This window comes from Sphingobacterium sp. BN32, assembly GCF_030503615.1.
Lineage (GTDB): Bacteria > Bacteroidota > Bacteroidia > Sphingobacteriales > Sphingobacteriaceae > Sphingobacterium.
This window is the reverse complement of the sequence record NZ_CP129963.1, coordinates 3776510-3798375: the sequence shown is the minus strand read 5'-3', so window position 1 is coordinate 3798375 and position 21866 is coordinate 3776510. Positions and strand designations below refer to the sequence as shown.

Here is a 21866-nt window from a genome sequence, read left to right as displayed (position 1 = left end):
TGATCATGTTTAAGAAACTTTTAAAATATACACTAATTGGAGCTGTACTAAGTACAGGCTTTAGTTCTTGTGAGAAAGCTTTGGATATTAACGATAACCCAAACAATCCCACAGAATCAACTCCGCAATTGGTTTTGCCACAAGCAATTGTAGGCACTTCACGACTTGTTCCTACTTTTAGCACTTATGGCGGACGCATCATGTACTTTGCAAACGCTGGTGGTGTGAGTGGTTGGGGTAATGGATTTTTAGATTACAACTACTCTACAGGTGATAACGCTGCATTATGGACGAATACTTATAATGTCCTAATGGATATTGCCTATACGCTGAAGAATACGGAAGCGGATGAAAATTTGGCCGCTTATCATCAGGCTGCTCAGGTTTTTTGGGTATATAATTTTATGAATTTAGTGGATACGTATAATGATATTCCTTATAGCGAGGCATTCAAAGGCGTTGAAAACTTATATCCGAAATACGATAAAGCACAAGATATCTACGCTGACTTAGCTGCTCGCTTAGACAAATCGATTGCATACTTCAAATCAAATGCTACATTATCGCAAGAGTTTACCAATGGTGATATTGTATTCAAAGGAAATGCAACAAACTGGGCTAGATTAGCAAACACGTTAAAGCTGAAATTGGTAATCAAAGGAAAAGGGAAAGTAACTTTTGCTAGCGAAGCCATCGATGCGGTAGGTTTAATTACAGACGACGTTCAGGTTCAACCAGGCTTTGCGAAATTGGATGGTAAGCAAAATCCAATGTGGAATACTTGGGCATATGTTGCTAGTGGTACTTCCGTTGGAACATGGGGTACCCAATTTATCCCAACTTACTTCGTTATCGGATTTTACGATGGTTATAAAATTGACGACATCGAGCGTGCAAAGGTGACTTTCGCAAATGGTTTATCAGTTCCTAAAAATCAATTAGGATACCAAGAGGATCCACCGACTGGTGTAGCTCCTTCTGCATGGGTATTGCGCCCAACAAGCGGAACGATCAGCGCGACTAACTACAGAGGTATTGGAGTAGTCAAAGGCCCAACTGCAGCACAACCAGTAGTCTTATTAGCTGAAGCGAAATTCTTAGCTGCTGAAGCTGCTGTACGTGGGATCTTATCAGGTGATGCGAAGAAATTGTTCGAAGAAGGTATTGCTGCTTCATATACGTACTTAAACAAGAACGAAGTTGGAACATTTGCTGGGGCAATGTCAGCAGCAGACTATTTAGCACTTTATTTGAGTGAAAATGCAACATCGCCATTAGTTAACTTTTCGCTTGCGACTACCGAAGCTCAGAAATTAGAGGCAATTATTACGCAAAAGTATATCGCATTCAACTTCTTATTCGGTCATGAGGCTTGGAATGAGTACAGAAGAACTGGGTATCCATCAATCAAGGGTGCTAACAACACTTCTAACTACTATGATACTTTTGTGTCAATTGGGTCTGTTTCTACGGCTCCTGATAAATTACCAACTAGATTATTGTATCCAAATACAGAATCCGCTTACAATGGTGAAAACGTTCCGACGGTGAACAAATTCTCGAGTAAGATTTTCTGGGCAAAATAATTTGAAAAAATGAAAAATATCATAAAATCTATATTAGCAGCAGCAATCCTGCTAAATACAACATCTTGTTTGAAAGATGATGAATTAATTGGTCCGGATGCACCCGGGGCGATTACCAATGTCGTTGAGTTTGGAAATGTTTCTGCTCCTATATCAGGCGTAACGAGTCCTATCCCTGTTTATTCATTGGCGTATGACATCGTTCCATCAGCAACGCTAGACTTGCCAATTAAGGTGGTGGGCGCTGAGCCGGCAACAGCAGATACTAAGGTTGTAATCGAGCTAAACAATGCTTTGGTGGGTCGTTATAATGATTTTTTGAACGAAGATCCAGAGAATGACATTGAGTATGCTGTATTACCGAGCGACCGTTACGCTGTAACAACAACAGAAGTTACCATTAAAAAAGGCGAACGCGTTGCTACCATTCCAGTTCAGTTTAAACCAAACCTTTTTACGTTTGATAAAGATTACGCGATCGGTTTAACGATCAAGTCGGCAAGCAATGGAGAGGTTTCAGGAAACTTTGGAAATATCGTAATTAACGTTGCAGCCAAAAACCCTTACGATGGAACTTACAACTACAGAACTTCTGCAGCTACATCCTTAGTTCCGAATGCGAACAAAACTGTACAACTTGTTACTGTTGGGCCACACAGAGTGAAATTAAGTCCGGGATTACTTGGTACATATTCGAATGAGGTGTATTATAACGTTGATCCTGCAACTAACTTGGTTACTGTAGAATGTCCTTCATTAGGCGTTCAGACTCCACAAGATACACGTAGTAAGTGGGATCCGGCAACTAAAACGTTGAAAGTTTATTGGAAACAAGGAAACGGTGGACGTACGTTTGAAGAAACGTTTACTTATACCGGTTCAAGATAATTGAGTATATTTAAGGGAGGGCGGTAATTAAGTCCTCCCTTTTTTTTATCCTTAAAGATGATGCCTATGAAATCGATTTTGAAAATGTTAAGCATGTTAGTACTGTTTCCAACACTACTTCTTGCGCAGGAAAAGTCTGCTTTACCCAAAGGTGGAATTGAAAAATTTATCGAAGAAATTCAAAGTAAAACCAATATAAGCGATAAGAAGCTGTTGACAGACTTTGATTTTGAATTTACAGTGAGTGATCTTGGAAAGTTGGATACCTTTAGGTTTATTCGATCGAGCTCAGATGCTGAACGCGATCTTTTGGCAAAAACAATAGTTGATCTGGGGAATTGGGAGCCTGCGATGAAAAATGGTCATAACGTTTCAAGCGTGGTTCGATTTCCTTCGCATTTAATGTCAGAAACATACATTAAAAATAGATTATCGGGCGTTGTTCTGGCGGAACCTGAGGTCGGTATTGATAAGTTTAGAGAACTTTTTCTAAAATCTTTCAAATATCCAGATGCAGCGATTAAGGCTGGCGTTTCTGGAACTTACACCCTTACCTTTACCGTGAAGGAAGATGGAACTCTTACGAATATTAAAATGCCTGATGATCCGGGATTTGATATTTTCGAAAATGCGACACGTGCTTTAAAGCGTGCTGGAAAGTGGAAACCTGCCACTTCGAACGGGAAATATGCAAAGACAACATCTAGTTTTGATTTTACGCTATCACTGAAAGAGTTTAGACGTCATATTTAGTAGTCTGTTAAGAAATAAAAAAACATTTGTTACATTTTAACGTTGTAACAAACAATTTTACAAACTAAGCCTAAGGGGTTTAATACGAATAGAAAAGGAGGATGATTAATTTCATTCTCCTTTTCTATGTTAAAAGATAAGATAAAGCTAATCAAGCTATTGCGATAGTTGAATTATTGATTCTCAGTAAAATTAGGAATGGATTTGATGGGTTCGTATTTTTTAGAATAAAATTCTGAAATATGAACAGCCTTATCTGTTTCATTCTAAAAGTAACGAATGATTTAGAATTTTTCACAAGTATGCGGTCGGTTTGACCAACTAAGTTAGGTAGCTGGCAGGAATTAGACTAGGTTTCTCGAATGGTTGTCTATGATACTAATATAGGGATCGTTTTATGAAACTCTTAATTATAATTATTATTTGTAGCTAATTGTCTGATGTACAGCCGATAAAAGTCATTTCCTTTAATTATTAATGAAATTTTATTTATTTGAAAATGACATTTATTTATCTATAATTTATGAAATCATCCATATTTCCATGAACTGCTTGTGAAAAGTTTAAAAAACAACCAATATTTTTAATTATTCACAAAAAATTGAGTAAAACAGTATTTTGTTTGTCCTAAAATTAATGAAACTCTATATTTGGAGCCTGTTTAACAATTTTTAACAGTTATTGCTCAGAATTCTTTAATTATTACAAACAAAATGAAACAAAAATTACTCAGTTTTATTTTTGTGATGACGTGCCTTATTGGGGTTGCGTTTGCACAAAATCGTCAAGTGAGTGGTCGGGTAACTGCGGCAGATGGGGGCACTCCTTTATCAGGAGTATCTGTCATGATCGTTGGTACGACTACTTCTACCCAAACAGACGACTCCGGAAACTATTCCCTTACTGTTGCTGACAATGCTACTTTAGCATTCTCTTACGTGGGCTATGTTTCTCAACGTATTTCAGTTGCTGGTAAGTCAGTTGTTAATGCTGCCTTAGTAAGTGAAGAAGCGACTTTAGAAGAAGTTGTTGTCGTAGGATACGGTAGCACGACCAAAGAAGCTTTTACAGGTTCAGCGAAAAAAGTTGATGGTGCTAAACTACAACAAAAGAACGTTTCCAACATTTCACAAGCTATTGCTGGTGAGGTTGCTGGTTTGCAAGTAGTGAATACTACAGGTCAGCCAGGTAGCTCAGCTACTATTCGTATCCGTGGTTTTGGTTCCGTAAATGGTAACCGCGATCCTTTATACGTTGTTGATGGTGTTCCTTTTTCAGGAAACATTACATCTATTAACAATGCTGATATTGAAAACGTTACGGTATTGAAAGATGCTGCTGCCACTGCAATCTACGGTTCACGTGGTGCGAATGGTGTGATCTTGATTACGACAAAAACAGGTCGCGGTCAACAGTCATTCGTTGAAGCAGATGCTAACTTCGGTAGCAACATGTCTTTACTTCCACGTTACGACGTAATCAAATCGCCAGAAGAATATATCGGTCTTAGCTGGGAGGCAATGTACAATGAAGGCGTTACAAGAGGACAAGATGGCGTAGCATTCGCTAATCAGCGCTTATTCTCAAGTGCGGGTATCAATTCATTGAACAACATATGGAACGTATCATCCGTTGCAGATCTAATCGATCCTACGACTAGAACAGTGAAATCAGGTGTTACTCGTAAATATAACCCTGAAAGCTGGGAAGACTATGCATTCCAAAGTGCAGCGAGAACTGATATCAATGTAAGATTTGGTGGTTCTAGCGAAAAAACAAACTACTTTACTTCCCTAGGTTATTTAGGCGATAAAGGTTACTCGATCAGCTCTGATTTCGAGCGTTTAACAGGTCGTTTAAGCTTAGATCACAAAGTAAACAAATTCATCAATGTGGGTATGAACGCGAACTACTCTAAAGTAGAGCGCAATACAGGCGGTCAGTCTGAGGACTCAGGAAGTATCTTCTGGTTCGTAGACAACATTCCTTCCATCTACCCATTATTCCAAAGAGATGCTGACGGTAATACGATCGCAGATCCTTACTATGGTGGAAATGTATTCGATTACGGTACAATTTCAAAACGTAAATTCGGTTCATTAACGAACGCTATTGCTGATGCTACTTATGATATCAAACGTCATAACCGTAATGAATTAAACGGTAGAGCATATGTTAACTTCAATATTATTGATGGTTTAACATTCGAAAACTCTTTAGGTATTCAATACTACAACAATATTTACAACGATAGAGCCAACAAATTCTACGGAAGTGCGGCAAGTCAAAACGGCTCATTGTACCAAAGACGTACTGAGTTGAACTACTATAACTTGTTAAACTTACTACGTTATAGAAAAGACTTCGGTGATCACTCTTTCGAGGCATTAGCTGCGCACGAGGCTGTAAAATGGGATTCGAATATCCTTGATAACTCAGGCTACAACTTAGTATCTAACGATATTTTAGATTTCAGCAACGTCGTTGTTTCTAACCCAATCAAATCTTGGACTGAGGACTACTCTTTAGAAAGTTACTTCGGGCAAATCAACTACGATTACAAAAACAAGTATTACTTGTCTGGTAGTTTAAGACGCGATGGATCTTCAAGATTTAAGAACGAGAAATGGGGTACTTTCGGTTCAGTAGGTGCTGGATGGATTGTATCGAATGAAGACTTCATGAAAGATCAGAACATCTTCAAGTTCTTGAAATACAAAGTTTCATACGGTGTGTTAGGTGATCAAGCAGGTGTAGGTTACTATCCGGGTTACATCACTTACAACGTAGAAAACGTAAATAACGAAGCTGCATTCACATTCAACAACAAAGGTAATGAAGACCTGACTTGGGAAACTTCAAAAATGTTCCAAACAGGTGTTGAATTCGAAATCGGTAACTTCTTAACAGGTACAGTAGAATACTACATCAAAAATACAGATAACTTAATCTTTGATTACGGTATGGGACCATCTATCGGTTACCAAACAATCAAAGTAAATGATGGTCAATTAAGAAACCAAGGTATCGAGTTTGATTTAGTAGGTCATATTGTTAAGAACGAAAACTTCTATTTAGATTTAGGCATCAACGGTGAGGCTTTCAAAAACAAAATCACGAAAATGCCAATCGATCCTTCGACTCAATTACCAAAAGTTATTGATATCCAAGGAAGCTACGGATGGGCTGAAGGTCATTCAATCTATGATTTCTACATGAGAGACTTCGTAGGTGTGGATCCTGAAGATGGTCTAAGCATGTGGAAAGTATATTACACTGACGACAATGGCGACGGCGTATTCAATACTGGTGAGCAAATCGCATCGATGGCATTGTTCAACAACCCAGACAACAAAGAAATCAAAGAAGGAACAACAAAAACCTATTCACAAGCAACACAATATTACGTTGGCAAATCCGCTATTCCAGCTATCAGAGGTGCTTTCAACCTAAGAGCAGGATACAAAGGATTTGACTTAAGCGCACAATTATTGTACAGCCTAGGTGGATATGCTTATGACGGTGCATACGCTATTTTGATGAACAACGATGCAATCGGTAGCAACAACTGGCATAGCGACATCTTCAACAGATGGCAAAAACCAGGCGACGTAACTGACGTTCCTAGATTAAGCAATGATTGGGACGCAAATGTTAACTCAGTATCGACTAGATTCTTAACAAAATCAAACTACTTGATGTTAAACAACGTTCGTTTAGGATATAACTTCAAATCAGATTGGATTAAAACTTTTGGTGCTCAAGCATTATCGGTATGGGTATCTGCGGATAACTTAGCAATTGCTTCTGCAAGAAAAGGATTTAACCCTTCAACTCACCAAGCTGGTTCTTCTAGCATGTACAGATACTCACCATTATCAACGGTAAGTGCTGGTTTAAGAGTTAAGTTTTAATTTTATAAGCATTTAAGAAAATGAAAAAAACATTAAATATATTGTTGGCAGGCTCTTTAGTTTTTGCTTCTTGTAGCAAAGATTTCTTAGACAGCGCCCCAACAGAGCAGTTGTCTACCGACCAAATCGAAGAAGCCGGTAAACAAGATCCTAACGTGCTGAATGGTTATATCACAGGTTTATATGCAACAATGTACACAACATTTACAGCACTTCCTGCAGATGAAGATCATGATGACTTCGGACAAAAAGGATACGATATCTACATGGATATGTTAGCATCAGACATGGTTTTAACTGGTTTGAACTATGGATGGTACTCAAACGTTGTTCGTTACATCGCAACAACTGATTATACTCGTGCTGAAGCTTCTAAGCCTTGGAACTACTATTACAAAATCATCATGTCTGCTAACTCGGCGATGGATGCTATCGGGGGTTCAGAAGTGCAGATTCCTGCAGATCAAAAAGACGCTCGTTTTGTAATGGGACAAGCAAAAGCGATGCGCGCTTATGCTTACTTCTACCTAGCAAATCTTTATGCTCCTGAGTACGGTTCCGGTAATGATAAAATCTTACCTATCTATACGAACACAGATCAGCCAAATCAACCACTTTCTACAACGAAAGAAGTATATGATTTAATCATTTCAGATTTGGAAACTGCCGTAGAATACTTAGAGGGATTCAACAGAACAGGTAAACACCAAATCAACAAATACGTTGCTGAAGGTTTGTTAGCTTATGCATTGGGTGCTAGAGGTACGCAAGCAGACTGGCAAAAAGTAGCCACATTAACAAATGATATCATCAGTAATGGTGGCTTCCCGTTAACGACAAAGAGTCAAACAGCAGCTGTTCTTGATGGACAAGGTCTAGTGGTTAATAGCGACGGTGGTTTTAACAACATCGCTACACCAAGCTGGATGTGGGGCGTTGATTTAACATTAGCAAGCAACTTAGACTTAGTATCCTGGTGGGGACAAGTAGATTACTGGAGCTATAGCTACGCAGCTGCTGGTGACCCTAAAGCGATCGACAAAGGTCTTTATGCAAAGATTCCTGCAAACGACGTTCGTAAAGGACAGTTCGATGCAGAAGAGTTAATGCCAATCAATAAATTCTATACACCTGAGCGTGAAGAAATGGGTCAGCGTCAAATCGTAACGGACTACTTGTACATGCGCGTAGATGAAATGGTCTTGTTAAATGCAGAAGCAAACGCTAAAATCGGAAACGAAGCTGCAGCAATCGCCTCGTTGAAGAAATTATTAGATTTGCGTTTGGATAACACAAGCTACCTTTCAACACTTTCAGGTCAACGCTTAAAAGATGAAATTTATCTACAAACTCGTATTGAGCTTTGGGGTGAAGGTAAATCTTACTTAGCAATGAAACGTAATAAAGCGACAATTACAAGAGGTGAAAACCACTTGTATTTCGCAGGTCAGTCATTCAACTATAATGCAGACCAATTGACCTTCCCAATTCCACAAGTGGAAATTCAGAATAACCCTCAAATTAATTAATTTGATTTTTCTAAATAGAAAAGGCCTCGCAAATTGCGAGGCCTTTTTTTTGAAAGTATCAGTCTTCAACGGAGATTATGCACCTTCAATCTAGCTGGAGTTTTCAATGGAAAAATGCACACACTTTTTGTGTCAATTTCAGCTCAACACTGTTCATTTTCCGAATGCCTACAGAAGCAATTCTGCACAAAAAGCAGTCGCTCCTTTTTCAAAGCCTATGTAAACCCAATGCATAGCCCTTCCAGAGCGGGCTTGATTGGGGTTTGTATGGGTTTTACATTGGGTTTGAAAGGGCTTTAACTTATTCCAGTTCCATAGAAAAGGCGACCAATGTTGGTCGCCCTTATTAATTTTTTATAGATCATTCGTTATACCGTTGCGGCAAGAATGCTCAGTTCCTGTGCTACGCGTCCAGCAATACTTGCGAAGGACTTCGTTACAGGATCATCAGCATCTAAGGCTACCGGAAATCCGTTATCACCCGCATCGGCAACGGCTTTCACCAAAGGAATCTCTCCGATAAACGGCACATTGTTCTGTTCGGCAAGGCGTTTTCCGCCATCTTTTCCGAAGATGTAATATCTGTTGTCCGGAAGTTCGGCAGGAGTAAAGTATGCCATGTTTTCGATGACACCTAAGATCGGTACTTGCACGCCCTCCATCTGATACATCGCCATACCCTTGATCGCGTCGGCAAGCGCCACTTGTTGTGGTGTGGTCACGATGACAGCACCCGAAATAGGGTATTGTTGAGCCACCGTAATATGTATATCACCCGTGCCCGGAGGCATATCGACCACTAAATAGTCCAATTCGCCCCAATCGGTATCATTGAATAGCTGTTTGATTGCTGAAGTAGCCATCGGGCCGCGCCAAGGAATAGGCTGGTTCGGGTCTGTAAAAAATCCGATTGACAATAATTTCAATCCGAATTTTTCGATGGGAACAATCTTGGTTTGTCCGTCGGCGGTCTGTGTGGATTCCGGTCTTGCGCCGTCCAATCCAAACATGATAGGCACCGAAGGGCCGTAAATATCTGCATCCAACAAGCCTGTTTTTGCTCCGGTCTGCGATAGCGCCAATGCTAGATTTGCTGCGACGGTTGACTTACCGACGCCCCCTTTTCCAGAGGATACTAATACGATATTTTTGATGTTCTTTAGTTGAGCGTTTTCCACAGGGCGGACACGTGCAGTCATGTTGATTTCTACGTCCACATCCTTAGACACAAAAAAGGCAATAGCGTTGCGGCAAGCATGTTCTATATGGCCTTTTAGTGGGCAAGCTGGAGTGGTAAGTACAACGTCGAATTTTATCTTATTAGGTAGAATTTCGATGTTTTCAATCATGTTTAGAGTGACTAAATCTTTCTTCAGATCAGGCTCTTCCACATTACTCAAAGCATCTAGGATTTGTTGTTTTGTAATCATGGTTTCACAATATTCATACAAACTTAAGGAAAGAAGGACAATATCATGTCATAAAGATGTTTTTAATGAATTTTATCTATTTTTATCGAATTAATATTGAAGAAACGGTCTATTTATGCTGGTAAAAGAATGGTTGAAGAAGCTTGATTTTTCGTTCTTGCGGAAGCGATGGTTTTTAATTTCGCTGGGTACAGTTCTAGGAATTTTCCTCGTTGGATTATTCTGGGGACTGTCTGTTCGCGGGAAAATGTTGGATCAGGCGGTCCTGAAAGTGAAGCAGAAATTGAAGGAGGATTATCAGCTCGACCTACGTATTGGGAGCTATGATTTTGCCGGCTTGACTACGGTGGAGTTCCAAAAAGTACGTGTCGTTCCGGACTCTGCAGATCAGTTAGCGGCAATGGATAAGTTCAAAGTGTCGGTGAAGCTCTTTCCGCTAATTTCGGGAACCATCAAATTGGGATCCCTCGAAATGGAAAATGCCGATATCACCTTATTGAAAGCCGACAGTACATCGAACTATGATTTTTTATTTAGAAAGAAAGCTAAGGATTCAACCGCTGTAGATACGAGCAGCAGAACATTGGCCGAGACTGTGGATCGATTGATTAAGCAAGTTTTTTTGAAAGTTCCTCGCGATTTGAGCCTGAGCAATGTGAACCTGTCCTATCAGGATAGCTCCGGGACACAGATGGTGCGTATTCCTGTTGGGGAGATTGATAATGGCGATTATGATGTAGATGTATTCTTGAACGAGCAGGATGCGAAATGGAATTTCAGTGGTGAGGTTAATCCAGATAAACAGACCCTGAGTGTTAAAATCACTTCGGATAATAAGGATGCCGAGTTACCATTCCTGCGCAGAAAATATGGGCTTCAGGTTAGTTTTGATGAACTCGCTTTTCACCTCTACGATGTTTCTCGAAAGGGGAAAGATGTGCTGGAAGTGTTGGGCGGCTGGTCTACAAAAAACCTAAAGGTTTATCAGCGGCGCCTGTCGGGTGAGCAAATCGTTCTTCCCGAAGGTTCGGCGCTTGGCGGATTTCAAGTGTCCGAGAATACGATTCAGTTAATCGAGGGCACGAAAGTGCAAGTCAAAGATTTTTCTTTCGAACCTCGCTTAAAATATACGCGAAAGCCGAAGAAGATATTGAGTATGGCGGTGCACACGGGCAAATTCAAGGCGCAGAACTTTTTTGATGCCATACCAAAAGGTTTGTTTGACCAGTTAGACGGTTTGCAGGTAGAAGGAGATATACAATATGACATGGATTTTGAGGTTGATTTGGATGATCCCGATCAGCTGAAATTCAGCTCCAAGATCGATGATGCCGCTTTGAAAGTCGTCAAATGGGGCAAGGCTGATATTGCTGCCTTGAATCAACCTTTCGTTTATGAAGCTTATGATGATACGACAAAACTACGCGATATCGTGGTAGGTCCTGCAAATCCGATGTTTACACCCTTGGATCAGGTTTCGTCGATTTTAAAGAAGACGGTGTTGAACACGGAGGATCCTTTCTTTTACAAGCATAAGGGATTCGAGCTGGAAGCCTTCCAATTATCGATCGTTACAAATATCAAAGAGAAGAAATTCAAGCGCGGTGCCAGTACCATCTCAATGCAATTGGTTAAAAATGTTTATCTGAATAGGAACAAAACGATGATGCGCAAGTTTGAGGAAATCCTTCTCGTTTGGCTGATGGAGCAATCGGGGCAGGTCAGTAAGGACCGCTTATTGGAGATTTACCTGAACGTGATTGAATGGGGCAAAAATGTCTACGGGATTGCCGAAGCGTCGAAGTATTATTTTGGGAAGAAACCTTCGGAAATTACCATCGGCGAGAGTTTGTTCTTGTCGAGCATTATTCCCAGACCGAAAACAGGATTGTCCTCATTTGAGTATACAGGTCAGTTAAAACCCTGGGTCATGAAACATTTTAATACCTACGGGTACATCATGAACAAAATGCAACAATTGGATAATGAGAACGTCCCTGCAAACTACGGATTCTATCAGGTGCAATTGCAGCCGAATCTACGTCCGCCACGTCCGAAAGGCACTGTGGATACGGCGGCATCTTTCGATGATATCAAAGATATGGCCGAAGAAATGGACTTAGAAGACCAATTGCGCAAGTCTATTCGTGAGCGGCTATTTGGCAAGGAAGAAAACAAAGAGGAAAACTAAGCATGAAAAACATCATTATAGACGACCTGCATTTTGAGTTGATGATCGATTATGATCAGATTCAAAAGCGTATCCGACTTATCGGAATTGATATCAATCTTCGTTACGAGGATAAGCATCCGGTCTTTATTGGGGTGCTGAATGGTTGTTTTATGTTTATGGCAGATTTGATGAAGCAAGTCCATATACCCTGCGAAATGTCATTTGTTAAATTAGCATCCTATTCTGGCACAGACCAGGGCCGTATCTCGGAGTTGATCGGTGTGGGTATGGATCTGACAGGGCGCCATGTGGTGATTGTAGAAGATATCGTCGATACAGGTAAGTCGTTGGTGCATACGATTGAGGCTTTGGAAAGGCTTCAGGTGGCGAGTATTTCTGTCGCAACATTGCTGATGAAACCCGATTGCTTGTTGTATACTTTTGATAATATCATGTATGTAGGTTTCGAGATCGAGAAGGAGTTTGTCGTAGGCTATGGCCTGGACTACAACGGTCAATGTCGAAACCTACAGCACATCTATAAGCAGTTTGATCCGCAGCTTAGCGAAAAGAGCAGCTAAGCATATGGTCGTTGACCATGCCTACCGCCTGCATATAGGCGTAGCATATGGTGGTTCCAAAAAACCGAATTCCTCTTTTCTTTAAGTCCTTGGCAATGGCATCAGAAATAGGGGAGGTCGCTGGCGCCTCACGGTAGTCCGCATAGCTATTGATGATTGGCTTTTGATCGGGCATAAACGAATACAGATAGTTGTAGAAACTTCCGAACTCCTTTTGAATATCCATAAAGATCTGCGCGTTGCTGATCGTTGTTTTAATTTTGAGCTTATTCCTGATAATTCCTGGATCTTGTAATAAGCGTTCCTGGTCTTTCTCTGTCATTGCCGCAACTTTTGCCACGTCGAAATCGGCAAATGCCTTTCTGTAGTTTTCCCGACGTCGTAGGATCGTAATCCAGCTTAAACCTGCTTGTGCAGATTCCAGGATGAGAAACTCAAATAGTGTTTTGTCGTCCCTCACTTGTTTTCCCCACTCCTGATCGTGGTAGGCTTGATACTCGGCATCATTGCCGCACCAGCCACAGCGAACTAGCTCTTTATTGCTCATTTTTCAATTTCTAAAGCGATTATTTTATTCTAACTTTACGGCATTCATGAAACATCGTGTGCTATTCAGTTTTCTATTAATTTGTACGGTATTGTTTGGTTTTGCCCAACAAGGTACTGCTACTGTACCGGTAAGAGCGACGCAGTCGGGCTTACCTGCTGATAGTCTACTAGTTAGCGATAGTTTAGCACAGGATTCGCCGTTAGACTCCTTGGATTCAGCATTTAAATATACTGAAATCATCCCCGGTTTAAGGAAAGATAATAATTTCTTAACAGAGCGTCTTCAGCAACAGCTGGAAGTTGGACACTATGACTTGTTGTTTGGTGTGGAACGATTACAAGCATCTACGAGTGCGGAGGGGATTGTTTCGGGGAAGTTCAAAGCGGAGCGTCCGATTTGGGTGCTGCTTGTTGTTTTCTTCCTATTCTTAATTTTAGCGATTATACGCATCGTTTTCCCGATGGAATTGCGTACGATCGTCGATGCTTATTACAAGGAGAGGTTGTTATTACAAGTTAGTAAAGAGGATAATTTGGCGACTTCCTGGCCCTATATTTTTCTGTATGCCTTGTTTAGCCTGTCGCTCGGTCTCTTCATTGTGTTGGTTATGTCGAGTTTCAGCGACAAAAATTATCTTACTTTTGAGAATTTTATAAAAAATGCAATTTTCGTTGCGGCTTTATTCATTGCTAAGATTTTAATTATTCGCTTTGTATCTTTTATATTTTCTTTAGAAAAGATTGTGCGTGAGTATGTTGCAGTACTGTACCTCGTCTATTTTAACAGTATGTTTTTATTGATGCCCTTCTTGTTGGCTCTGCTGTTCGTACCGGTTGAATATTTTCAATTTATTACGGTTGTTTACATTGTTTTAATAATAATTTTATTCACTTACCGCTTCCTACGGACTGCTTTACACCTGTTCGGGAATTTCAAGTTTTCGATTTTTTATTTAATTCTTTATCTTTGCAGTCTCGAACTAGCACCTATTTTAATATTAGTTAGAGCACTTAGTAAATAAGAAAGAATTTATGCAGATTGATGTAGAAAGATCCAAAAAAGTAAAGAGCATTCTTGTTACTTTACCAAAACCTGAAAACGATAAATCTCCCTACTTCACCTTAGCTGAGAAATACAATCTACGATTGGACTTCCGCGGTTTTATCCATGTGGAGGGCGTTCCGGCTAAAGATGTACGAAAAGATAAGGTAAACTTTGCGGACCATACTGCAGTGATTTTTACGAGTAAAAATGCTGTGGATCACTTCTTTAGAGTTTGTGAAGAAATGCGTTTTGAAGTTTCCGCAGAGATGAAATATTTCTGTATCTCCGAAACCATTGCTCTATATTTACAGAAATACATACAGTACCGCAAGCGTAAGATTTTCTTCGGGAAGCAAACTGCAAAAGATCTGGAAGACGTGTTGAAAAAGCACAATAAAGAGAAGTTCTTATTCCCATGCTCTGACGTAGCAAACGAAGAAACACAACGTTGGTTGCAGGAAAATGGATATGATTTTACACCGGCCGTATTATTCAGAACGGTGATCAGCGACATCAAAGATCTAAAGGATGTGTTCTACGATATTATCGTGTTCTTCAGCCCTTCAAGCGTGCAGTCATTATACGAAAACTTCCCTGATTTCGTGCAGAACAAAACGCGCATCGCAGCTTTCGGCTCCAGCACGCAACAGGCGCTTCTAGATCATGACCTTATTCTTGATATCCCTGCTCCAACTCCGAATGCTCCAAGCATGACGATGGCAATCGAGCAGTATATTAAGCAAGTGAATAAATAGTAGTCTAGATATTAGATGTAAGATATTAGACATTAGAAATTTCTAGACGTCTAATGATTGATAAGTTATTGTCGAAGATATTTTAAGTCTCTAGAATTATTTCTAGGGGCTTTTTTAGTTCAGATATTAGACATGAGTTGTTAGATATAAGAAAATAGCAACTTTAGTTATCTAAAGTGAATAACGGCTCCATCACGGTCTATCAGTATCAATTGTCCATCCCTGAAATAGGTTGACCACAAAATGGAGGTACTAAATGCAAACAAATTTGCGGTTAATCAGGAAATCACGGGTTTATTCTGATGATTTTAAGCGGGAAATAGTTTCCCTATTTGAGAGTGGGAAGTTGAGTGTTCTACAGTTAGAGCGGCTTTATGGAATAAGTAATCCCACGATCTATAATTGGATCTATAAATTTTCTAACTTTAATGAGAAAGGACAACGTATAATGGAGATGAAATCAAGTAGCACCCACAAAGTAAAAGCCATGGAACAGCGTATCCGTGAACTGGAGCGGATGATCGGCCAGAAGCAGATCAAGATCGATTTCTTGGAGAAGATGATCGACATCGCTGGAGAGGATCTTAAGGTCGATATCAGAAAAAATTTCAACACCCCACCATCGGATGGTTCCGGGAACACGCAGGAAAAATAGATTATTCCCTCAATCAGCTTTATAGAACCGTTGGTATGAGCAAACAGGCGGTGCATCAGCGCGCTGTTCGCCATTCCCGTTATCAGGTTCAATTCGCTGAGCTGATCGAAAAAGCGGATAAAGTGCGTAAGGAACATCCCGGTTGTGGGGTGGAAAAACTGTATTATATGCTCCGTCCGGATTTTGTGGGGAGAGATCGTTTCATAGAGACCATGATGTCTTTAGGATATCGATTGAAGGTCAAGAAGAACTATCGCAGGACGACTCGCGGGCTTTCCACAGCCTACCCTAATCTGATCAATGGCTTGGTTGTAGGGACTCCCAATCAGGTTTGGCAATCGGACATCACCTACTTCTACGTGGGCGATAGGTTCTACTATGGAGTGTTCATTATCGACGTTTACACCAAAAAGATCGTTGGATATCAAGTATCCAATCATATGCAGTCAACAGCTAATCTTAAGGCACTACGAATGGCCCTTAAGAATAACGGGGCACCCCAATATCATCATTCAGACCGAGGTGCCCAATATCATGCGACAGCTTATCTGCAGCTGTTGAAAGAGAATAATTGCAGGGTGAGCATGGGCAAGAGTGCCCAGGACAATGCATACGCTGAGCGGATCAATGGAACCATCAAGAATGAGTATCTGGATTATTGGAAGCCCAAGACGTTCGAAAGCTTAAAAAAAATGGTCAATAGAGCTGTCAAACAGTACAATAAACGAAGACTGCACAACTCATTACATAGGATGTCGCCAGAGAGTTTCGAAGAAAAGTGGTTTAGGGAGATATTGTCTCCTAAACCACTAATAACTATATTTGATCAAGTTGATAAATTGTAAAAACGGTCAACACTATTCAGGGACAGACAAATGTCTTTTATCTTTTGTCTAATATCTAATGTCTACGCGACTGTGACAAATCCTCATCCCTAATTCCCCTCGTCAGATTTTTATAATATTTGCTGTAGTTGTATCGAAAAGCGGAATAAATGTTATAAACTTTCGGCTACAATATCTTGTTTTATTATCGATATTGGTTGATTTTAACGGTAATCGAGGTAATTTTGGAGTCGTTCGAATTATCGTAATTCGAATATGATTTTTGTGTTAAATTGGAAAAAGAATTGGATTTTTCTTGTTTAATAAAATTCCATTTAAGATTTTTGACTTTGGTGATAGCAATTATCCAAATCTTCATTAGTGAAATTTATAGTGAATAATATTATATAATGATACTTAAACCTTTCAAACGTATACTCCAGGTTGCATTATTTTTAACGGCTGCACTTACTGGATGTAATAGACCGGACAGCTCAGGCGAATTGGTTGGTACTCGGTTAGACAGGTTAAAGGAGAATAAGACACCTTATGGAATGGTACTCATCCCGGGGGGAACTTTTATTATGGGGCAGTCTGATGAAGATATCACCTTTTCTCAAACCTCGCAGAATAGACAAGTTACCATCGCTCCATTCTATATGGACGACACCGAAATTTCAAATAGCGAATATCGTCAGTTTGTAAACTGGGTTCGTGACTCCATCTTAATTTATAACCACCTCAATGATCCTTCGTACTTCAAGACTTCTGCAACGGGAGAGTCTAAACATATCGATTGGGAGAGAGTGCGCAAGAATTCGCCGTGGAATGCACAGTCACAAGCACAACAAGAAGCTTTGAACCAAATGTATTACCAAGGGGAGGATCGCATTTTTGGTAAGAATGAATTGGATGTACGTCAATTGACCTACCATTATGAATGGTACGACTTACGTGCTGCTGTTGCTGCAAAAAATGATCCTTCAAAAAAACGTTCTGATTTTATCCTCAGAGATACGATGTTAATCTATCCGGATACAACCGTTTGGTTAACAGATTTCTCCTATGCTCAGAATGAGCCCTTAGTGGAAAGTTATTTCTCGCATGCTTCTTACGATGAATATCCGGTGGTAGGGGTGACCTGGCGACAAGCACAGGCGTTCAACACCTGGAGAACATTATTGTTCAACAACAATGCTGCGAATAAGCGTCGCGAAGAACGTGCTCCTTATCAATTGCCTTCCGAGGCGCAATGGGAGTATGCTGCCCGTGGCGGTAAGATCGGTACTCAATTCCCCTGGGGCGGTCCGACCGCGCGCAATGCTAAAGGTTGTTTGATGGCGAATTTCAAGCCTGGCCGTGGAAATTACTTAGATGATGGTGCTGCCTATACAGCTCCGGTCTATTCCTATTTCCCGAACGATTATGGATTGTACAACATGGCCGGTAATGTGGCAGAATGGACGCAGTCGAGTTACAATGAATCGGCCTATTCATTCGTTCATGATATGAACCCTACCTATACTTACCATGCATCTCCGTCTGATCATGAGACGATGAAGCGCAAGGTTATTCGTGGTGGCTCATGGAAAGACGTCGGCTACTTCCTGCAAAATTCAACACGTCAGTACGAATACCAGGATACGGCGAAAGCTTATTTGGGCTTCCGTAGCGTATTAGCCTATAAAGGGGTTTTGAATAGATAATCGATCAAGATACTAAACAACATAAACTATTAATATTATAAACGATGGCAAGAAAGAAAAGATTCGGATTCGGTATCAACACGCTTATAAACTGGGGTGCCTCAGTAGTCATTATTGGACTAATGTTCAAAATTCTTCATTTTAAAGGTGGTGAGTGGATGATTGGTATAGGCTTGGCCGTAGAAGCTGTATTATTCTTCATCATGGGTTTTTTATCTGCCGAGGAAGATGTGGATTGGACGCGAGTTTATCCGGAGTTAGACGAAGATTTTAAAGGTGAATTGCCAACGCGTAGCGTGCAACAGGTACAGGTTGCACAACCTGCAGCGATCGGTAATACGGCTGCACTCGATAAATTATTGCAAGACGCGAAGATTGATGAAAACCTAATCGGTAACTTAGGAGACGGTCTTCGTACATTCGGCGATAAAGTAGCTGCAATTTCCAAAGTGGCAGATACAGCGACCGCGACTAATCAGTTTGCAGATAAATTAAATGCTGCAGCAACGGGTGCATCACAATTAAGCCATGCCTTTGAACGCGCTGCTGCTGATTTGCAGACATTCAATGAGTCGGCAACGGATATGCAACAATTTAAAGAGCAAGTAAATACTTTCAATAAGAACCTATCATCGTTGAATGCCATCTATGGTGGAATGCTTTCTGCAATGAATCCTACATCTGGAAACAGATCATAACGAAGTTTGAACTAGATTTTTAACATTTAAAAAAATAGAAAAACTGACTTATGGCAGGAATAAAAGAAACACCAAGGCAGAAGATGATCGGGATCCTTTATTTGGTTCTACTAGGCCTAGTAGCGCTAAATGTAAGTGATTCTCTTCTAGATGCTTTCAAAAACTTGGGTGATAGTTTAAAGACTTCGACAGAAAATACCCAAACGGGTATCGATAATATGTTCCTCTCTTTCCGTGAAACGAAAATGAAAGAGAACCCGGAACGTGCGCAACCCTTGTTAACCAAAGCGGAGCAAGCACAGAAACTAGTAGCAGCATTGACAGGCAAGGTAGCTGAGTATAATCGCTTGTTTATGGAAGAAGGTGGTGGCTTGGAAGAAAGCACCGGCGATGTAAGCAAACGTAGCAACGTTGATATATCCCCTCGACTGATGATCAATCAGGGTCGCGGAAAAGAATTGCGCGATTTGATTAATAAGACCGCTGCGGAATTGAAGAAATTAACCAACAACGAGGTTGATTTTGCGCTTTTAGCAGCAGATCCGAAGGCTCGCGGAGGGGTAAAGAAATCTTGGGAAGAAGCTAACTTTGGCGATGGTATTCCCTTGACCGCTGCGATCACAGCATTAGAGAAAATCAATGCAGACGCAAAGAATGCAGAGTCTGCAGTGGTTAAACATATTTTTGGCAAGATGGATCAAGCAGTAGTCAACTTAGACCGTTTCTCGGCAGTTGCTGTTGCGCCTACGTCTTACTTAATCCAAGGGCAGCCTTACACAGCAAAAGTATTCTTGACGGCTTACGACTCGAAGTCTACACCTCAGATTTCTGTTAATGGGAATCCTTTGCAAGTTGTTGATGGTCAAGGGGTCTACTCGGTTAATACTTCCTCAGAAGGGGTGTTCAGCTGGAAAGGCTTAATCAGCGTACAGCAAACCGACGGTACAGTGAAAACCTACGAAACGGATCCGATTTCTTATCAGGTGGCTCGCCCTTCGGCAGTGGTATCTCCAGATAAGATGAACGTGTTATACATCGGTGTTGACAATCCTATTTCGGTTTCTGCACCAGGTATTGCTCGTGAGAATCTGATCGTTTCAGGATCCGGTGTGTCGATTTCGGGATCTGGAGGCAAGTATAATGCTCGCGTATCTTCAACAGGAGAAGCGACAGTGAATGTATCAGCAAAGATTGGCGACAAGACACAGCAGTTGAGCAGCACGAAGTTCCGTGTGAAGCGTATTCCTAAACCAACGGCTCGCGTTGCTGGTAAAACCGGAGGTCGTATTTCCGCTGCGCAATTGCGCGGACAGAACGTTGTCGCCGCCTCATTAGATAATTTCGAATTTGATGCCAAATTCCGCATCTCAAAATTCAATATGTATATCGCAAAACCACGTGTAGATCCAATAGGACCTTACACAACCAGTGGATCTAACTTTAGCGGACAGATGAAGTCTGGCTTGTCAGGTGTGACCAGTGGTTCGGTGGTAATGATCTATGATATCGTAGGGGTAGGGCCTGATGGCGTTGCCCAAAACTTGGACCCTATTACGTTCCAGGTTACCAATTAATCAATTTAGATGATTAGTATCATGAAAAAGTTAGTATTAGCAGCAACTGTTTTTTTCTCCTTGCAAGCCTCGGCGCAGCAGGAGAACCTGAACAATAGTGTAGACCCTATTCAGGCAGTTGATACCTTGCCTCCAGTTGATGGATATGTAGTGAAATCCGATTTCGAAAACCGGAAGGTCGTACCTTATGCTAATATTCGTCAAACGGATATCGCTTTCAGCAAACGTGTATGGCGCGAAATGGACTTACGTGTGAAGATGAATCAAGCTTTCGCATCTCCTAAGTCAAGTTTAATAAATATTCTCTTGGAGGCGATCCAAGCGGGTGAATTGCGCGCATACGATCCAACGCCTACCAAAGATGATCCTAACGGAGATTCATTTAAGACTTTGCTAGCACCGGATCAGGTGATGGCTCGTTTTGGTGGCGATTCTATCTTGGTGGAAGAATTCAATGAAAATAACGAAGTAATCGGTTCGAGCTATCAGCAGCGTGATTTCGACGCAACGCAGGTAGTGAAGTTCCGTATTAAAGAGGATTGGATATTTGATAAACAACGCTCGGTATTCGAGGCTCGTATTGTGGGCATAGCGCCTTTGATTACTCCTCAGATTCCTGGAGCTTCGGATATTGTAATGCCAGTTGGCGGAACGGGAACAGATGCCGGCAGCAATGCTGTAGCAGATCCATTTGATCCTTTCGCTGTCCCTGCGCAAAACAATACGGAAACAACAACCAATGCGAACCCTCCGGCAGATGTTGCTCTGCCTCCAGTAGGCGGCAATAGTTTTATCCCGCAGATGGATGCAACTCCGGCTTTCTGGGTTTATTTCCCAGAGGCGCGTCATGTGCTTGTCAACAAGGAGGTAATGAACCGCCATAACGACGCGACAGGACTTAGCTATGACGATATCTTTATCAAGCGCATGTTTGCGAGCTATATCGTCAAGCAATCTAATCCGGAAGACCTACGCATCAAAGATTATATCGCTGATGATATGGAGCGCTTGTTTGAATCTGAAAGAATCAAGAAATCGCTCATGGATTACGAGCAAGACCTCTGGTCTTACTAGAAATCTGACGCTTATCATTTTTTAGAAGAATATTTCTACATAATTTGTCACTGTTTCGCGATAAAAATGTTAATTGCGAGACGTTGGGAATATTTATTGTAGAAATATTTTTTTTATGTTTGTACTAACACG

At 40.9% G+C, this 21866-nt stretch carries 17 protein-coding genes; 15 read left to right on the top strand and 2 right to left on the bottom strand.

The window, feature by feature from the left end; genetic code table 11:
* Positions 1 to 5: 5 nt before the first annotated feature.
* From QYC40_RS16115 to QYC40_RS16095, 5 genes are all read left to right on the top strand, one after another.
* On the top strand, positions 6 to 1586 hold the full coding sequence (locus QYC40_RS16115) for a SusD/RagB family nutrient-binding outer membrane lipoprotein (RefSeq protein WP_301991195.1): 1581 nt from the start codon (positions 6 to 8) through the stop codon (positions 1584 to 1586).
* 9 nt (positions 1587 to 1595) lie between these two features.
* The gene (locus QYC40_RS16110; RefSeq protein WP_301991194.1) at positions 1596 to 2474 is read left to right on the top strand and encodes a DUF1735 domain-containing protein; all 879 of its coding nucleotides are present in this window, start codon (positions 1596 to 1598) and stop codon (positions 2472 to 2474) included.
* Positions 2475 to 2540: 66 nt separating this feature from the next.
* The gene (locus QYC40_RS16105; RefSeq protein ID WP_301991193.1) at positions 2541 to 3227 is read left to right on the top strand and encodes a TonB family protein; all 687 of its coding nucleotides are present in this window, start codon (positions 2541 to 2543) and stop codon (positions 3225 to 3227) included.
* Between the two features lie 713 nt (positions 3228 to 3940).
* Positions 3941 to 7141 carry a SusC/RagA family TonB-linked outer membrane protein gene (locus QYC40_RS16100; protein WP_301991192.1) on the top strand — a complete coding sequence of 1067 codons (3201 nt, stop codon included), beginning with the start codon at positions 3941 to 3943 and terminating at the stop codon, positions 7139 to 7141.
* Between the two features lie 20 nt (positions 7142 to 7161).
* Positions 7162 to 8670, top strand: coding sequence for a RagB/SusD family nutrient uptake outer membrane protein (locus QYC40_RS16095; protein WP_301991191.1), 1509 nt, complete (start codon positions 7162 to 7164; stop codon positions 8668 to 8670).
* 368 nt (positions 8671 to 9038) lie between these two features.
* Here QYC40_RS16095 and QYC40_RS16090 read toward each other — a convergent pair whose 3' ends face one another.
* Positions 9039 to 10100: an Mrp/NBP35 family ATP-binding protein gene (locus QYC40_RS16090; protein WP_301991190.1), complete on the bottom strand. Its 1062-nt coding sequence runs from the start codon at positions 10098 to 10100 to the stop codon at positions 9039 to 9041.
* A 115-nt stretch (positions 10101 to 10215) separates the two neighbouring features.
* Between QYC40_RS16090 and QYC40_RS16085 the strand changes: the two genes are divergently transcribed.
* Both QYC40_RS16085 and QYC40_RS16080 read left to right on the top strand, forming a co-directional pair.
* Positions 10216 to 12291, top strand: coding sequence for a transglycosylase domain-containing protein (locus QYC40_RS16085; RefSeq protein WP_301991188.1), 2076 nt, complete (start codon positions 10216 to 10218; stop codon positions 12289 to 12291).
* A gap of 2 nt (positions 12292 to 12293) precedes the next feature.
* Positions 12294 to 12854: a phosphoribosyltransferase gene (locus QYC40_RS16080; protein ID WP_301991186.1), complete on the top strand. Its 561-nt coding sequence runs from the start codon at positions 12294 to 12296 to the stop codon at positions 12852 to 12854.
* Here the strand turns inward: QYC40_RS16080 and QYC40_RS16075 are convergent.
* The gene (locus QYC40_RS16075; RefSeq protein ID WP_301991184.1) at positions 12835 to 13401 is read right to left on the bottom strand and encodes a DNA-3-methyladenine glycosylase I; all 567 of its coding nucleotides are present in this window, start codon (positions 13399 to 13401) and stop codon (positions 12835 to 12837) included. The two genes, QYC40_RS16080 and QYC40_RS16075, sit on opposite strands and share 20 nt — an antisense overlap.
* Positions 13402 to 13447: 46 nt before the next feature.
* Between QYC40_RS16075 and QYC40_RS16070 the strand changes: the two genes are divergently transcribed.
* The 8 genes from QYC40_RS16070 (at position 13448) to gldN (ending at position 21734) form a co-directional block, all read left to right on the top strand.
* Positions 13448 to 14425 (top strand): DUF4271 domain-containing protein, encoded by a 978-nt coding sequence (locus QYC40_RS16070; protein WP_301991183.1) that lies wholly within the window; start codon positions 13448 to 13450, stop codon positions 14423 to 14425.
* A 10-nt stretch (positions 14426 to 14435) separates the two neighbouring features.
* Positions 14436 to 15203: a uroporphyrinogen-III synthase gene (locus QYC40_RS16065; RefSeq protein ID WP_301991182.1), complete on the top strand. Its 768-nt coding sequence runs from the start codon at positions 14436 to 14438 to the stop codon at positions 15201 to 15203.
* 256 nt (positions 15204 to 15459) lie between these two features.
* Positions 15460 to 15858, top strand: a complete 399-nt coding sequence (locus tag QYC40_RS16060) for a transposase (RefSeq protein ID WP_301990012.1) — start codon at positions 15460 to 15462, stop codon at positions 15856 to 15858.
* A gap of 35 nt (positions 15859 to 15893) precedes the next feature.
* Entirely contained in the window at positions 15894 to 16703 is an 810-nt protein-coding gene (locus QYC40_RS16055) for an IS3 family transposase (protein ID WP_301990011.1), read from the top strand.
* A gap of 389 nt (positions 16704 to 17092) precedes the next feature.
* Positions 17093 to 18388, top strand: coding sequence for an SUMF1/EgtB/PvdO family nonheme iron enzyme (locus QYC40_RS16050; protein ID WP_301991180.1), 1296 nt, complete (start codon positions 17093 to 17095; stop codon positions 18386 to 18388).
* A 44-nt stretch (positions 18389 to 18432) separates the two neighbouring features.
* The gene (gene gldL, locus QYC40_RS16045; RefSeq protein ID WP_301991179.1) at positions 18433 to 19086 is read left to right on the top strand and encodes a gliding motility protein GldL; all 654 of its coding nucleotides are present in this window, start codon (positions 18433 to 18435) and stop codon (positions 19084 to 19086) included.
* Positions 19087 to 19136: 50 nt separating this feature from the next.
* The gene (gene gldM, locus QYC40_RS16040) at positions 19137 to 20660 is read left to right on the top strand and encodes a gliding motility protein GldM (RefSeq protein ID WP_301991178.1); all 1524 of its coding nucleotides are present in this window, start codon (positions 19137 to 19139) and stop codon (positions 20658 to 20660) included.
* Between the two features lie 21 nt (positions 20661 to 20681).
* Entirely contained in the window at positions 20682 to 21734 is a 1053-nt protein-coding gene (gene gldN / locus QYC40_RS16035; RefSeq protein WP_301991177.1) for a gliding motility protein GldN, read from the top strand.
* Positions 21735 to 21866 lie beyond the last annotated feature (132 nt).

Bases quoted from the DNA above. Each gene is read 5' to 3' on its own strand.
- QYC40_RS16115 (WP_301991195.1), top strand. From the start codon at position 6: ATGTTTAAGAAACTTTTAAAATATACACTAATTGGAGCTGTACTAAGT.
- QYC40_RS16110 (WP_301991194.1), top strand. From the start codon at position 1,596: ATGAAAAATATCATAAAATCTATATTAGCAGCAGCAATCCTGCTAAAT.
- QYC40_RS16105 (WP_301991193.1), top strand. From the start codon at position 2,541: ATGAAATCGATTTTGAAAATGTTAAGCATGTTAGTACTGTTTCCAACA.
- QYC40_RS16100 (WP_301991192.1), top strand. From the start codon at position 3,941: ATGAAACAAAAATTACTCAGTTTTATTTTTGTGATGACGTGCCTTATT.
- QYC40_RS16095 (WP_301991191.1), top strand. From the start codon at position 7,162: ATGAAAAAAACATTAAATATATTGTTGGCAGGCTCTTTAGTTTTTGCT.
- QYC40_RS16090 (WP_301991190.1), bottom strand. From the start codon at position 10,100: ATGATTACAAAACAACAAATCCTAGATGCTTTGAGTAATGTGGAAGAG.
- QYC40_RS16085 (WP_301991188.1), top strand. From the start codon at position 10,216: ATGCTGGTAAAAGAATGGTTGAAGAAGCTTGATTTTTCGTTCTTGCGG.
- QYC40_RS16080 (WP_301991186.1), top strand. From the start codon at position 12,294: ATGAAAAACATCATTATAGACGACCTGCATTTTGAGTTGATGATCGAT.
- QYC40_RS16075 (WP_301991184.1), bottom strand. From the start codon at position 13,401: ATGAGCAATAAAGAGCTAGTTCGCTGTGGCTGGTGCGGCAATGATGCC.
- QYC40_RS16070 (WP_301991183.1), top strand. From the start codon at position 13,448: ATGAAACATCGTGTGCTATTCAGTTTTCTATTAATTTGTACGGTATTG.
- QYC40_RS16065 (WP_301991182.1), top strand. From the start codon at position 14,436: ATGCAGATTGATGTAGAAAGATCCAAAAAAGTAAAGAGCATTCTTGTT.
- QYC40_RS16060 (WP_301990012.1), top strand. From the start codon at position 15,460: ATGCAAACAAATTTGCGGTTAATCAGGAAATCACGGGTTTATTCTGAT.
- QYC40_RS16055 (WP_301990011.1), top strand. From the start codon at position 15,894: ATGAGCAAACAGGCGGTGCATCAGCGCGCTGTTCGCCATTCCCGTTAT.
- QYC40_RS16050 (WP_301991180.1), top strand. From the start codon at position 17,093: ATGATACTTAAACCTTTCAAACGTATACTCCAGGTTGCATTATTTTTA.
- gldL (WP_301991179.1), top strand. From the start codon at position 18,433: ATGGCAAGAAAGAAAAGATTCGGATTCGGTATCAACACGCTTATAAAC.
- gldM (WP_301991178.1), top strand. From the start codon at position 19,137: ATGGCAGGAATAAAAGAAACACCAAGGCAGAAGATGATCGGGATCCTT.
- gldN (WP_301991177.1), top strand. From the start codon at position 20,682: ATGAAAAAGTTAGTATTAGCAGCAACTGTTTTTTTCTCCTTGCAAGCC.